The organism is Streptomyces sp. NPDC031497, assembly GCF_055580905.1.
The window spans coordinates 221,877-235,289 of record NZ_JBVIKO010000003.1 but is presented as its reverse complement, the minus strand read 5'-3'; the positions used below and the strand labels follow the sequence as shown (position 1 = coordinate 235,289).

13 protein-coding genes are annotated in these 13,413 nt (G+C 73.5%); 6 read left to right on the top strand and 7 right to left on the bottom strand.

Annotation, left to right across the window (positions count from 1 at the left end):
- Positions 1 to 62: 62 nt before the first annotated feature.
- Complete coding sequence (locus tag ACZ5K7_RS07110; RefSeq protein WP_468911402.1) at positions 63 to 1,004, bottom strand: ketopantoate reductase family protein; 942 nt, start codon at positions 1,002 to 1,004, stop codon at positions 63 to 65.
- A 96-nt stretch (positions 1,005 to 1,100) separates the two neighbouring features.
- Here ACZ5K7_RS07110 and ACZ5K7_RS07105 point away from each other — a divergent pair, with 96 nt between their 5' ends.
- Complete coding sequence (locus ACZ5K7_RS07105; RefSeq protein WP_384472557.1) at positions 1,101 to 1,334, top strand: DUF2277 domain-containing protein; 234 nt, start codon at positions 1,101 to 1,103, stop codon at positions 1,332 to 1,334.
- A gap of 102 nt (positions 1,335 to 1,436) precedes the next feature.
- On the opposite strand, the gene ACZ5K7_RS07100 is transcribed toward ACZ5K7_RS07105, so the two are convergent.
- The 4 genes from ACZ5K7_RS07100 to ACZ5K7_RS07085 form a co-directional block, all read right to left on the bottom strand.
- Positions 1,437 to 2,048: a DedA family protein gene (locus ACZ5K7_RS07100; RefSeq protein ID WP_351692196.1), complete on the bottom strand. Its 612-nt coding sequence runs from the start codon at positions 2,046 to 2,048 to the stop codon at positions 1,437 to 1,439.
- Between the two features lie 107 nt (positions 2,049 to 2,155).
- Positions 2,156 to 4,045, bottom strand: coding sequence for an FAD/NAD(P)-binding protein (locus ACZ5K7_RS07095; RefSeq protein WP_468911398.1), 1,890 nt, complete (start codon positions 4,043 to 4,045; stop codon positions 2,156 to 2,158).
- Between the two features lie 129 nt (positions 4,046 to 4,174).
- Positions 4,175 to 5,800: an alkaline phosphatase D family protein gene (locus ACZ5K7_RS07090; RefSeq protein ID WP_351692202.1), complete on the bottom strand. Its 1,626-nt coding sequence runs from the start codon at positions 5,798 to 5,800 to the stop codon at positions 4,175 to 4,177.
- A 185-nt stretch (positions 5,801 to 5,985) separates the two neighbouring features.
- Positions 5,986 to 6,630, bottom strand: coding sequence for an HNH endonuclease family protein (locus ACZ5K7_RS07085; RefSeq protein WP_468911395.1), 645 nt, complete (start codon positions 6,628 to 6,630; stop codon positions 5,986 to 5,988).
- A gap of 423 nt (positions 6,631 to 7,053) precedes the next feature.
- Here ACZ5K7_RS07085 and ACZ5K7_RS07080 point away from each other — a divergent pair, with 423 nt between their 5' ends.
- Both ACZ5K7_RS07080 and ACZ5K7_RS07075 read left to right on the top strand, forming a co-directional pair.
- On the top strand, positions 7,054 to 7,635 hold the full coding sequence (locus ACZ5K7_RS07080) for a TMEM165/GDT1 family protein (RefSeq protein WP_351692208.1): 582 nt from the start codon (positions 7,054 to 7,056) through the stop codon (positions 7,633 to 7,635).
- A 194-nt stretch (positions 7,636 to 7,829) separates the two neighbouring features.
- Complete coding sequence (locus ACZ5K7_RS07075; protein ID WP_351692211.1) at positions 7,830 to 8,486, top strand: HAD-IA family hydrolase; 657 nt, start codon at positions 7,830 to 7,832, stop codon at positions 8,484 to 8,486.
- Positions 8,487 to 8,669: 183 nt separating this feature from the next.
- On the opposite strand, the gene ACZ5K7_RS07070 is transcribed toward ACZ5K7_RS07075, so the two are convergent.
- On the bottom strand, positions 8,670 to 8,858 hold the full coding sequence (locus ACZ5K7_RS07070) for a peptidoglycan-binding domain-containing protein (protein ID WP_351692213.1): 189 nt from the start codon (positions 8,856 to 8,858) through the stop codon (positions 8,670 to 8,672).
- A gap of 61 nt (positions 8,859 to 8,919) precedes the next feature.
- Between ACZ5K7_RS07070 and ACZ5K7_RS07065 the strand changes: the two genes are divergently transcribed.
- The gene (locus ACZ5K7_RS07065) at positions 8,920 to 9,291 is read left to right on the top strand and encodes a hypothetical protein (RefSeq protein ID WP_468911391.1); all 372 of its coding nucleotides are present in this window, start codon (positions 8,920 to 8,922) and stop codon (positions 9,289 to 9,291) included.
- A 790-nt stretch (positions 9,292 to 10,081) separates the two neighbouring features.
- Entirely contained in the window at positions 10,082 to 12,115 is a 2,034-nt protein-coding gene (locus ACZ5K7_RS07060; RefSeq protein ID WP_468911388.1) for an MDR family MFS transporter, read from the top strand.
- Here ACZ5K7_RS07060 and ACZ5K7_RS07055 read toward each other — a convergent pair.
- A complete protein-coding gene (locus ACZ5K7_RS07055) occupies positions 12,108 to 12,605 on the bottom strand; it encodes a GNAT family N-acetyltransferase (protein ID WP_351692221.1) in 498 nt (165 codons plus the stop codon). The genes ACZ5K7_RS07060 and ACZ5K7_RS07055 overlap by 8 nt on opposite strands.
- A gap of 152 nt (positions 12,606 to 12,757) precedes the next feature.
- Here ACZ5K7_RS07055 and ACZ5K7_RS07050 point away from each other — a divergent pair, with 152 nt between their 5' ends.
- Positions 12,758 to 13,411: a hypothetical protein gene (locus ACZ5K7_RS07050; RefSeq protein ID WP_351692224.1), complete on the top strand. Its 654-nt coding sequence runs from the start codon at positions 12,758 to 12,760 to the stop codon at positions 13,409 to 13,411.
- Positions 13,412 to 13,413: the final 2 nt, after the last annotated feature.

Genomic DNA, 13,413 nt, shown 5'->3' with positions numbered 1-13,413 from the left:
TGGCCGGCCGCGTCCTGTGCCCCCGCGGAGCGTTGGACCGCGGCCGGCTTGGCTCGACCTGCTCAGTGCCCGGCTTCGCGCAACTCCCGCACGATACGGGCCGTCACCGGCACGGGTACCCCGTGGCGGTCCGCCGCGCGCAGCAACGCACCCCCGATCGCGTCGAGTTCGAGGGGCCGGCCGGCCTCCGCGTCGCGTTGCATCGAGGACTTGGCGGCGGGCGGGAAGGCGTCGTACCGGGCCAGGGCCTGCGCCGGGTCGACCGGGGCGCCGCAGGCGCGGCTGACCGCGGCCGTCTCCGCGACGAGCGAGGCCAGTTCGTCGCGGTGCCGGGTGCGGGTCTCGCCGAGGGGGAGGCCGTAGCGGGTGGTGAGCAGGGCGAAGGGCGCGAGGAACGACATCTTCGCCCACAGGGCCGTGGTCTCGTCGTCCAGGACGCGGGTGGCGGGACCGGCCGCGGTGAGGGCCCCGGCCAGGGCCTCCAGACGGGGGCGGGGGACCTTGGCGCCGGTCAGGTCGATCTCCGCGAAGGGACTGGTGTGTTCGACCAGACCGGGGGCCGGGCGGGTGGACTCGACGCGGATCACCGAGGGGGCCACGCGGTCGGGGGCGTACCGGGCACGCAGCGGCGCGGGGTGCTCCACGCCGTTCAGGAACGGCACCAGGAGGGCGTCGCCGAGGACCGTGGGCGGGATCCGGGTGAGGGCCGCGTCCAGGGCGGTGGCCTTGACGGTGATCAGGCAGGCGTCGACCGGTTCGCGCAGGGCGGTGTCGGCCTCCACGGCGGCGGTGAAGTCGCCGAACAGGGCGCTGCGGACCTGGATTCCGGCGGTACGCAGGCTGCGCGCCGTCTCGTCGCCGGCCAGGCACAGCACGCGGTGGCCGGCGCGGGAGAGCAGGGCGGCGAGCAGTCCGCCCACGCCACCGGGACCGAGAACGGCGACGGTGAGCGGGGGACCGGGTGCACTGTCCGGGCTGTCCGGGATATCAGGGGTGTTCGTCATGGGGGGCTGCTGTCCTCTCGTCGGTCGGCCCCGGGAGCGGTGGCCGCCACAGGACGATCCTCGCAGGAGGGAGGGGAGCTGCGGGAGACTGGGGACATGTGCCGGAGTATCAAGACCCTGCGTCCGCCTCAGCTGGCCGAGGAGGCCACCGAGGAGGAGATCCGTGCTGCCGCGTTGCAGTACGTGCGGAAGGTGTCCGGTTTCCGGGCGCCGGCCGCGCACAACCGGGAGGTGTTCGAGCGGGCGGTGGAGGCGGTGGCGGCGGCCACCGCCGAGCTGCTCGGAGGACTGGAGGTACGGGGGCAGGCTGTGCGCGAAGCCGCCGGTTGAGGGCGCCGGGGCCCCGGCCGCTTGAGGCGCCGAGGGCCCGCGGGAGGCCGACTGCCCGTCGCCGGTGAAACAGGTGACGGATCAGGCCGGGCGTCTTCGTACTCAGGCGGGGCGTCTTCGCATCAGGAACCCCGCTCCCGCGCCCGCCCCGAACAGCGCCACCACCGAGACCGCCGTCGCCAGCCAGGTCGCACCCAGCCACTGGGCGCCCAGGTAGCCGAGGGCGACGCTGTAGACCGCCCAGGTCAGGCCCGCCAGGGCGGACCAGGGGAGGAAGTCGCGGACGCTGCGGTGGGTCGCGCCGGCGCCCAGGGAGACGAGCGAGCGGCCGGCCGGGGCGAAGCGGGCGAGTATGACCAGCGCGCCGCCGCCCCGGGTCAGGGCCTCGCCGAGACGTTCCTGCGCGCTGCTCAGCCGTCGGGAGCGGGCGATCGCGCGGTCCAGGCGGGCCCCGCCGCGCCAGGCCAGCCGGTAGGCGACCAGGTCGCCGAGGACCGACGCGGTGGCGGCGCAGAAGGTCAGCGCGAGGATGTCGGGTATGACGTGCGGGACGTGCCCGGGGGCCGCCCCGGTGCCCGCCGCCGCTGCTGTGGCCGCGGTGATGACCAGGACACCGCTGGGCAGGACCGGCAGGAACACATCAAGCAGCACGGAGACGGCCACCATGGCGTATATCCATGGCCCGGCCTCCAGCGACCCCATGCTTTCCCACACGACGGTTCCCCCGTGATTGTCCTGTTGCGCCCCCCGACGTCAGCCATACAGCGTACGCGGAGGGTGTGACAGGAGTTTCACGGGGGGTTTGCGAAATCCGCAAAGGGTTAAGCGGCCACCGGCGTGTTCCGCGCACCCGGCTGGACCGGTTCCGCTCCCGCGTCGGGTGCGGCCGTCCGGAGCACCGCCCGTGCGATCGCGTCGGCGTCCGACAGGGTCACCGAGTCCACACCCGGCCGGGCGCCCGCCGCGGTCACCCAGTGCACGCCCTCCGTGGGCACGCCGAAGGCGAACCGGCTCGGGTGCGGCAGCCCGTGGCGGTCGATCAGCCGGTACGGGCGCGGGGTCACGTCCAGGCCCCCGGTCTGGTGGCCGTCCACCCGGTGCGGGCGGCACGCGCCCTCCCGCAGCAGCCCGGCCAGCAGCTCGTCGGCGGTACGGCGCAGGTCCGGCTCCGGGAGCCGGGCCTCTATGAGCGTGGTCACCCGGACCGTCGAGCCGGGGACCGCCGGGGAGCGGGCCGTCCACGCGCCGTCCGCCCGGCCCACCTCCAGACCGGGGCCCAGCACCTCCACCACGCCCGCCGCCAGCAGCGCGGTCAGCTCCTCGACCCGGCGGCGGGGCGGGCCGATGGACAGGAACGCGTTGAGCGGGGTGTACCAGCCGTCCAGGTGGGCCCGCCGGGAGGCGCCGGTCAGCCCGCCGTGGTCGACGACCAGCCGTATCTCGTTGCGCAGGTCGCGCAGCACGTCCAGGGCCGCCTTGAGCGGGCCGCGCACATTGCCGAGGGCGGCCTGTGCCGCGTCCTCGCGGAGGTGCCCGAGGAGCCAGTCGCGCCACTCCGCCGGACCGGCGAACTCCCGCTCCCCGTACGGGCGCTGGAGGCGCTCCCAGGACCAGCGGTCCGCCTCCGGGACACCCGCCCGGTCGAGTACGGCGGTCTCCGCGCGCCGGCCGTCGGCCGCGAGGAAGCGCTCGGTGAGGTCCGGGTCGCCGGTCAGGGCGGTGTAGTAGACCGTCTCCACCTCCTTCGCCACCAGCGGCCAGACCTCCGCGAGGAAGTCGGGCGCCTCGCCGGAGTCCGCGCGTTTGCGCAGGCCGGCGATCACCTCGGGGGTGAGCAGCAGCGGGGTGTGCCGGCCGTACGGGCCCTTGGCGTTGTCGCCACGCGCCTGGTAGGGGACGCCCCGCCGGGAGCCCGCGTACAGGCGGGGCTCGCGGCCGGAGGGCGTGTAGCGCAGGCCGCCGGCCGGTGTGCGGGTGAAACGGCCGCCCCGGCCGGTGGTCAGCAGGGCGAGGTGGTCGAAGAAGTTGAGGCCGAGGCCGCGCAGCAGCACCGGTTCGCCGGGGCCGATCGGGGTGAGATCGACGTCGGCCGGGTTGGCGGGCGGTATGTGGCGCAGGCCGTGCCGGGCGGCGTGTGCCAGGTGGCGGCGGTCCCCGGGGGCCGCCGCCACCGGGAGGTGGCCCTGGGCCAGCACCACCGCCGCCAGACCGGACAGGGCGCGGCCGTCGTCGAGGGTGAGCCTCTGGCGGCCGTCGGGGTCGTCGGCGAGCCGTACGGCACGGGCGCGGTGGGTCTCGACGTGGACCGTCTCCGGTGCCCGGGCGACCGTCCTCGCGAACACCCACTCCAGGTAGCGGCCGTAGTGGGCGCGGGTCGGGTAGTCGTCGGGGTCCAGATCGCCGGCCGCCCACTCGTGCAGGCTGGGGCCGGGCCGGACCGGGCCCGAGCACTCCACGCTGTCGTCGGTGAACAGGGTGACCTGGCTCGCCACGGTGTTCATCAGCAACTCCGCCGACTGCGCCGTACGCCAGACCCGGCCCGGACCCGGCGGCGCCGGGTCGATCACATGGACGGTGAGGCGCGATCCCGGGGGCAGCAGCTCGGGTGCGGAGGCGCAGAGGCGTTCCAGGACGCTGGTGCCGCGCGGTCCGGCGCCGACCAGGGCGACGGCGACCGGGGCGGATTCCTGGGGCGAGGCAGACAAGGACATGACTCCCGGGCGGGTGGGGGCGCTGGGCAGGAACACCGCCCGCACGGGATGGGGAAGCGGACGGTCCGCCTCATCATGCCGTCGCGATTAACAGAAGCCAACGCGCGCCCCACCCGCCTCGGATGTCCCTCATGGGGTGGTGAGGGTGGACTCCTCCACGGTCTCCAGCGTCCCGTTCCGCCGGGCCCGCTCCAGCCGCAGCCGGGCCGAACGGCCGTGCAGGGTCAGCGTCATGAGCTGGTTGCCGAACCACGGCCCGCCCCTCTTCCGCCACGTCACCGGCGGTCGCGCAGAGCGTCCGTGCCGGGTGAACCGCCGGCCGAGGAACCGGGCCAGGGCGCTCCAGCCGAACCGGAAGCCGACCCGGATCGTCGGCGGCACGGAGTTGTGGACGGGCGAGCAGGTGAGTTGCAGCACACGGGAGGAGGGCCCGGTACCGGCCGGCCACGCGGGCTCGGCGACGTAGGCGTGATGGACGTCCCCGGAGAGCACACAGATCGACGCGGGTGCCCCGGGGCCCGAGCCGGTGCGGGCGATCAGGCCGGCCAGTTCGGCGAAGGAGGCCGGGAAGGCCGCCCAGTGCTCCAGGTCGGCCGCGCGGCGCAGCCGCTCCCCGAACTCCGCCCAGCGGGCGCCCCGTTCACCCCGGCACAGGGCCGCGTCCCAGGTCTCCAGGTCGTGTATGAGGTGCGGCAGCAGCCAGGGCAGCGAGGTGCCGACCAGGAGATGGTCGTACGACTCCCGGTCGGCCAGCGCCTGTTCGCGCAGCCACCCGGCCTCGCCGGGGTCGAGCATGGCGCGGTCGTGCTCGTCCAGCACCCGCGCCGCCCGGGTGTCCACCATCAGCAGCCGCACCCGCCCGAAGTCGCGCCGGTAACTCCAGCGCACCGAGGCGGGGTCGGCGTCGGCCTTGGCGGCGAAGGCACGCAACTCGTCGGTGCCGTCGGGGGATTCGCACACGGCGGTGTAGAGCGGGTCGGCGGCCAGTTCGGCGGGGGAGAGGTTCCCCAGGTGCTGGTGCACCCAGTACGACATCAGTCCGCTCAGCAGCCGCTCCTGCCACCAGGGCGTGGCCCGTACGTCGGCCAGCCAGGCGGCGGAGGTGTTCCAGTCGTCTATGACGTCGTGGTCGTCGAAGATCATGCAACTGGGCACGGTGGACAGCAGCCAGCGCACCTCGGGGTCGAGCCAGGACTCGTAGTAGAGGTGGGTGTACTCCTCGTAGTCCGCGACCTCGGCGCCGGGCGGCTCCGACAGGTCGCGGCGGGCGGCCAGCCAGTGGTGGGTCGCCGCCGAGGTCTCGTCGGCGTACACCTGGTCGCCCAACAGCAGCAGTACGTCCGGCCGTTCACCGCCGGCGGCGACCCGTGCGGCCAGGCTGTCCAGGGCGTCGGGGCCGACCGGGTCCTGGCCGTCGGCCGGGGGAGCGGCCCAGCGGCAGGAGCCGAAGGTCACGCGGAGGCCGTCGTCCTCGGTGGGGACGCGTATCACCGAGTCCGGGAACCGGGAGTCCGGCAGCGGCCACACCCGCGTGCCGTCCAGGACCACCTCGTACGGCGTCGAAGTCCCCGGGGCCAGCCCGGTGACCGTGACCAGGGCGTAGTGGTGGCCCGCCACCTGGAAGGTGCGCGCGGTGCCGCCGGCGCCGTCCGGGCAGCGCACCTCGGCGGTGCACGGACGGCTCGTCTCGACCCAGACGGTCGCCGACGAGCCGTCGGTGTACCTCAGCAGCGGTCCCAGGCGCAGTCCGGCCACGTTCGCCCGCCCTCTTTCCCGGTCGGTTCGCCCCCGTCGCCCCGTACGGTACGGAACGACGGAGGTCAGCGGGGAGGCTTCGACGCGGGAAAGAGAGCGGGAAGGGGGGTGGAGCGTGGCCGGAATGCGGGGGAAGCGGGACCTTCTGCGCGCCCGGCTGTCCGCCGGGCTGTCCTACGGGTGGGTCAGCAGGCGGAGAGGTAGCTGGTGAGCGCGCTCTTCTCGGCGGAGTCGACCGAGAGGCCGTAGTAGTACTTCACCTGGACCCAGGCGCGGACGTAGGTGCAGCGGTACGACGTCAGCGACGGCATCCAGGTGGCCGGGTCCTGGTCGCCCTTGGACTGGTTGACGTTGTCCGTGACGGCGAGCAGCTGCGGGCGGGTGACGTCGTTGGCGAAGGACTCGCGCTGGGCGGTGGTCCAGTTGCGGGCACCGGAGTCCCAGGCCTCGGCCAGCGGCACGAGGTGGTCGATGTCGACGTCGGAGGCGGCGGTCCAGGTGGCGCCGTCGTAGGGGGAGTACCAGCTGCCGCTGGTGGCGGTGCAGGCGGAGTTGGTGACGACGTTCGAACCGTCGCGCTTGAGGATCCACTCACGGGTGTTGCAGGTGCCGCTGATGGTGTCCCAGGTCGGGAACAGGTCGCGCGCGTAGCCGGTCCTGACCTCGGTCGCCACGGTGAGGGAGGCGAGGTAGGTGCGGGCGGTGGACGCGCTGACCGGCGTGGGGAGGGCGGCGGAGGCGCTCGGGGAGTTGAAAAGGGCGGCGGAGGCTATCAGGCCGGTGAATGCCGCGAGTATGCTGAGTCGTCGACGCGCGTAGAACTTCGGCATGCGAACTCCCTGGTGGGGGTGGGGTGTTGGAGCGCGAGCGAGGGAATGCTCGCGTGGCCGTGTTGCCGAGGGGTGAGCGTTGGGTAAGAAGCTAGTGACGTGTGCATGACACGACAAGGTGTGCGACGTGACTCACAGGCGGGAACTTCGGCCTTGGAAATCGGTGCGGTGGTCACGTACCGTGGACGGCGTTGAAGGGGAGTAGCTCTTCGCCGGACCGTCGACATACTGCTCAGCCCGTCTGAGCCGGCGCCCGGAGGCGGACCTCGATCACGAGGCCGCCAGCGAGACCTTCGGCAAGCAGTGCACGCCTTCGCCGCACAGCGGCGCGGGTGATCCATGTGTGCTGCCGTGCCGAGGTGTCGTGTGTTCCGCGCGAAGTGCAGCACTCTCGGTGGGGTGGCCCCGACCGATTGAGGACCCTTGATCAGCATCACCGTGACGGCGCTCGTCTTCGGCGTCATCTTCCTCGCCGAACTGCCCGACAAGACCGCGCTCGCCGGCCTCGTCCTGGGCACCCGCTACCGGGCGTCCTACGTCTTCGCGGGCGTCGCGGCCGCCTTCCTCCTGCACGTCGTGCTCGCCGTCGCGGCCGGCAGCGTGCTGACCCTGCTGCCCCAGCAGATCGTGCACGCCCTGACCGGCGTGCTCTTCCTCGGCGGCGCGGCCGTGCTGCTGCTGAAGAAGGACGAGGAGGAAGAGGAGGTCCGCAAGCCCGCCGACCAGTCCTTCTGGAAGGTCGCCGGTACCGGGTTCATGCTCATCCTGGTCGCCGAGTTCGGTGACCTCACCCAGATCATGACGGCGAACCTCGCGGCCCGGTACGACGACCCGCTCTCCGTCGGCCTCGGCGCGGTGCTCGGCCTGTGGGCGGTGGCCGGACTCGGCATCGTCGGCGGCAAGGCGCTGATGAAGAAGGTGCCGCTGCGGCTGATCACGCAGATCGCGGCCGTGCTGATGCTGGCGCTGGGCGTGTGGAGCCTGTGGGAGGCGATCGCCGGCTGAGCCGGACGCGTCCCGCCCGGGGCCCCGGCGACGGCCGGCGAGCTGAAGAGTGGGTGAACGGTCGGCGACGGCGGTGGCGGGATGGCCGCTCCTTTTTGTACCGTGGAGAAACAAAGTGGCTCCCGCCCGTTTTCCCTGACCGGCGGGCGGGGCCGCTCTGTTTTGCTTTGCCCGGCCTGCTTAGGAGCTGCCCGATGACGGCCACCGTCCTCACCGCCCGCGCCCTCCTGCTCGACATGGACGGCACCCTCGTCAATTCCGACGCCGTCGTCGAACGCATCTGGCGGCGCTGGTCCGAGCGGCACGGGCTGGACGGCGACGAGGTCCTGAAGGTCGTCCACGGGCGCCAGGGGCACGCGTCCATGGCGGTGCTGCTGCCGGACCGGCCGGTGCAGCAGAACCTCGCGGACAACGCGCGGATGCTGGCCGAGGAGACCGCCGACATGGACGGCGTGGTGGAGGTCCCGGGCGCCGCGGCCTTCCTCGCCTCGCTCGGCGGGCTGCCGCACGCCCTGGTGACCTCGGCGGACGTGGCGCTGTCGACGGCGCGGATGGCCGCGGCCGGGCTGCCGCTGCCGGCGGTGCGGATCACGGCGGAATCGGTGGGCGCAAGCAAGCCGGACCCCGAGGGTTTCCTGAAGGGGGCGGCCGAACTGGGCGTCGCTCCGGCCGACTGCCTGGTCTTCGAGGACTCGGGTGCGGGGATCGCGGCGGGGCGCGCGGCGGGGATGCGGGTGGTGGGCGTCGGCGCCCGCGCGGGCGTGCACGGCCCGGACGCGGTGGTGCGGGACCTGACGGGGGTGCGGGTGGAGGCGGTGGCGGACGGCTCCCTCCGGGTGCGGGTCGGCTGAGACGGCGGCGGAAGGGGCGGTTGTGGGCGACCGCGGGCCCGGTGGGGGCTGGTCGCGCAGTTCCCCGCGCCCCCCAGGGGGTGTCCTCGAAGCCGGCTTCAGGGCCGACGCCGGGAAGGGGCGCGGGGAACTGCGCGCTCAGCCCCCACCCGTCCGCACCCGACCGACAACCGAGACCGGCTCCTACGGCTCGGTCGTCTCCGACTCCAGGGCCGCTCGGGTGGCCGTCCCGTACACCCCCGACTCGTCCGTCAGGATCCCGCGCGCCAGCTGGTACGTCCGCACCGCGTCCTCCGTCCTGGGCCCGTAGTGGCCGTCGGCGGTGCCCGAGAAGAGCCTCAGCTGCGTCAGCCGCAGCTGGAGTTCCGTCACCTCGGCGCCGCTGTCGCCGGGGCGCAGGACCGGCGCCGACGTGGGCTGCGCGGAGGCGGCCGTGCCGGTCGTGGACGCCGACTGGGTCGGCGTGGCCGACCGGGACGCGGTCGCGGACGGGCTCGGACTCGCCGTCCGTGCGGACGAGGCCGTCGGCGACGCGCTCGCGCCGACGGGCGCGGACGCGGCCGGCACGGCCGGCGCCGACGCTTGTGCCGACGTCACCGGCGCCGCCGCCGAAGGCGACCCCGTGCTCGGCGTCACGTCGGGAACACTCTCCCGGACGTCCTGCGGCGCCGCCGTGTCCCGCGTCGGCGTCACATGGGAGAACAGCCCGCTCGCGAAACCTGCCACCGCGAGGATCCCGATCACCGCCCCGGCGATCGAGAGAACCAGCACCCACCGAGACCGACGCCGGCGGGCCTCCCCCTGACCGGGAGAGGCCACGGACGCCTCCCCGGGCCCTCCACCGGCGCCCACCGCCTCCCGCACCACCCGCAACGGCATGGTCCCCGACTCGACCACCGGCAACGCCGCGGCCTCCCCGCCACCGACTACACCCCGACCGCCGACTGCACCTCGACCGTCGGCTGCACCCCGGCCGTCGGCTGTGCCCCGGCGGTCGGCTGTGCCCCGGCCGTCGGCCCCCGCCCCGGCCCGGCCATCGGTCGTGACCCCGCCGTCGGTCCCGGCTCTGGCCCTGCCGTCGTCCATGGCTTCGGCCCCGATGCCGGCCGCCGACAGGGCAGCGTCGTCGGCCGTATCACCGGCCCGGTGGTCGGTCCCGGCTCTGGCCCCGCCGTCGCCCCCGGCCTCGACTCCGCCGTCGGTCCCGCCCCCAGCCGCGGCTCCGGCCCCGGACAGGTCGACGTACGGTCGTATGCGTAGGGGGTCGAAGTCCTCTGCGGCTGCCTGTTCGGCCGTGCGGGCGTCGCGCAGTGCGTCGGATGCCCGGCGGGTGCAGTCGCAGGAGGGGGTGTTGTCCCGTCCCCTCGGCGCTCCGCACTCCGGGCACCGGTGGCCCCCGGTCGTATCCGTCACGGTGTTCGTCCCTCCCCTCACGCCCCTCACGAACCCTCACGAACTCCACAGATTATGCGGGGTACCCACACGTACGTTCGCCGGATCGCCTTGATTCAGGGGGTGCGAAGAGGGCTCGACGGGCCATACCGGGCGACACCGTCCACGATGGAAGATGGCTGAAAGCATCCCGGGAGGTCTCCATGGCCCTGGACATGACGCACACCCAGGCGAAGGACGCGGAGCACGTACCCGGCAATGTGCTCGTCCCGATCGGTGCGCTGCTGCTCGGCCTGCTGCTGGCCGCGCTGGACCAGACCATCGTGTCGACCGCGCTGCCGACGATCGTCAGTGATCTGGGCGGCCTTGAGCATCTGTCGTGGGTGGTCACCGCCTACCTGCTGGCGTCCACGGCCGCCACCCCGCTGTGGGGCAAGCTCGGTGACCAGTACGGGCGCAAGCGGCTCTTCCAGGCGGCGATCGTGATCTTCCTCGTCGGGTCGGCCCTGTGCGGGATGGCCCAGAACATGGGCGAGCTGATCGGCTTCCGCGCGTTGCAGGGTCTGGGCGGCGGCGGGCTCCTGGTGCTGTCGATGGCGATCGTGGGGGACCTCGTGCCACCGCGTGAACGGGGCCGCTACCAGGGGCTGTTCGGTGCCGTCTTCGGCGCGACCAGCGTGCTGGGGCCGCTGCTCGGCGGGGTGCTCACCGAGCATCTGAGCTGGCGCTGGGTGTTCTACGTCAACCTGCCCGTCGGCGTGGTCGCGCTCGCCGTGATCGCCGTCGCCCTGCACATACCGCGCAGGACCGCCCGCCATGTCATCGACTATCTCGGCACGTTGCTGATCGCCGCCGTCGCCACCTGCCTGGTGCTGGTGGCCTCGCTGGGCGGCACGACCTGGCGCTGGGGGTCGCCGCAGATCATCGGGCTCGCGGTGCTCGGGGTGCTGCTCGCCGTCGCCTTCGTGGCCGTCGAGCGGCGGGCCGCCGAACCCGTGCTCCCGCTGAAGCTCTTCGGCATCCGCACCTTCACGCTCGCCGCCGTGATCAGCTTCATCGTCGGCTTCGCGATGTTCGGCGCGATGACCTACCTGCCGACCTTCCTCCAGGTCGTGCAGGGCATCTCGCCGACCCTGTCGGGTGTGCACATGCTGCCGATGGTGATCGGCCTGCTGCTGTCCTCCACCCTGTCCGGACAGATCGTCAGCCACTCGGGCCGCTGGAAGGTGTTCCCGATCGCCGGCACCGGCGTCACCGCCTTCGGCCTGCTGCTGCTCCACCGGCTCGACGAACACAGCTCGACGATCGAGATGAGCTGCTACTTCTTCGTCTTCGGCCTCGGCCTCGGACTGGTCATGCAGGTGCTGGTGCTGATCGTGCAGAACTCCGTCTCGTACGAGGACCTCGGCGTCGCCACCTCCGGCGCGACCTTCTTCCGTTCCATCGGCGCCTCCTTCGGCGTGGCCATCTTCGGCTCGGTCTTCGCGAGCCGCCTCGCCGACAAGCTGGCCGACGCCTTCCGGGGCGTCCGCCTCCCGGCCGGTGTCACCCCGGACGCCCTCAAGGCGGACCCGCGCGGCATCGCCGAACTGCCGCCCGCGCTGCGCCCGGCGGCCCTGCACGCGTACGCGTCCTCGATCACCGACGTCTTCCTGTACGCCGCTCCCGTGGCCGCCCTCGGCTTCGTCCTGGCCTGGTTCCTCAAGGAGGACCGGCTGCGCGGCTCGGTCACCGCGCCGGACGCGTCGGAGATCATCCCGCCCAACCCGGTGCAGCGGTCGTCGTACGACGAGTGCTGCCGGGCCCTGTCGCTGCTCGGCACCCGGGAGGGCCGCCGGGAGATCTACCGGAAGATCAACGAGCGGGCCGGAGTGGACCTGCTGCCCGCGGCCGGCTGGCTGCTGCTGCGGATCCGCAGATACGGCTCGGTGGAGCCGGGCCGGCTCGCCGAGCGCGGGCCCGTCCCGATGGCCGTCGTCCTGGAGGGCGCCCGTCAGCTGGAGGAGCGGCACCTCGTCGACCGACTGGGCCTCGACCTGACCCTGACCGAGCAGGGCCGCGAGACCGCCGAACGCCTCGCCAGGGCCCGCGAGGAGTCCCTGGCCGATCTGCTCGGCGACTGGTGGAGCCCGGACCGGCCCACCGACCTGGACCGCCTGGTGCGCGACCTGACCGACGAACTGTGCGGCACCGAACGCGAACAGCCCCAGACCCCGGCCTCCCCGCACGTCAGTTGACGAGTTCCTTGCGGAACCAGTGGTCGGCGTAGATGTCGTCGTTGTGCGGTTCGGTCTCGGTGTAGCCGAGCCGTGCGTACAGGGCGCGGGCCTCGACGAGGTCGGTGCGGGTGTCCAGCACGAGCCGCCCGGCCCCGAGCGCGCGGGCCGCGTCCTCGGCCGCCGCGACCAGGAGCGCGGCGCCGCCCCTGCCGCGCAGCCCCTCGTGCACGAAGACCCGGGTGAGTTCGGCGGTGGCCGGGTCCAGGAGCCGTACGCCCGCGCTGCCGGCCGGCGCACCGTCGTACCGTGCGATCAGCAACCGTCCGGTGGGCGGGGCGAGTTCGGATCCCGGGTGGGCGGCGATCTCGCGTTCCAGCTCGGCCGGGTCGGTGCGCCGGCCCTCGTGGCGCAGGTACCAGCGGTCGCTGACCTCCGTGTAGTACGCACGCCACAGGGCGGCGGCCACGGGTGAGTCGGGGCGTTCCGGGGTGATCGTCCAGGTGGTCATGGACGGCAGTCTCGGGTGGGCCCGGGTGGGTCGTGCAACCGAATTCTGTGCGGGCCCGGTTCGACCGCATGGTCCGGGGCTGTTTGCCGGGCGCTGTGCGGGTCACCCGGAGGGCGAGCCGGCCCGTCGGGCCGAGACACCGGAAGGCAACCATGTCCACAGGCTTGATCATCGCGATTGTGATCGTGGCCGCCGTGGTCGTCGTCGCGGCCGTGCTGGCCGCGCGCTCCAGGAGGAGCGGCCCGCACGGCCTGAAGCAGCGCTTCGGGCCCGAGTACGAGCGGGCCGTGGCCCAGCACAGCGGCGACACCAAGGCGGCCGAGCAGGAGCTCGCCGAACGGGTGCAGCGCCACGGCGACCTGCACGAGCGGCCGCTGGAACCGGCGGAGCGCGAACGCTACGCGGCTCGCTGGACGACCGCACAGGAACACTTCGTCGACTCGCCGCGGGAGTCCATGACCGAGATCGACCGGCTGCTCGCCGAAGTGGCGGCCGCCCGTGGCTTCCCGGCCGGTGCCGAGTACGACGACCAGGTCGCCGCGCTGTCCGTGCACCACGCCGACCACGTCGACGGCTACCGCCGCGTCCACCGCGCCGCCCAGGCGCCCGCGGACGGGGCCCAGCAGAACCAGGCGGGCACCGAGGAGATGCGCACGGCCATGATCGAGGCCCGCTCCCTCTTCGACGACCTGATCACCCAGTCGGCCGGCGAGACCGGCCGCCACCGCGCCGGTGTCGGTGCCGACACCGGCGGCCATCCGCATCTGCCCTGGTCCGCCGACCGGAGCCGTCCGAAGGAGAGCTGACC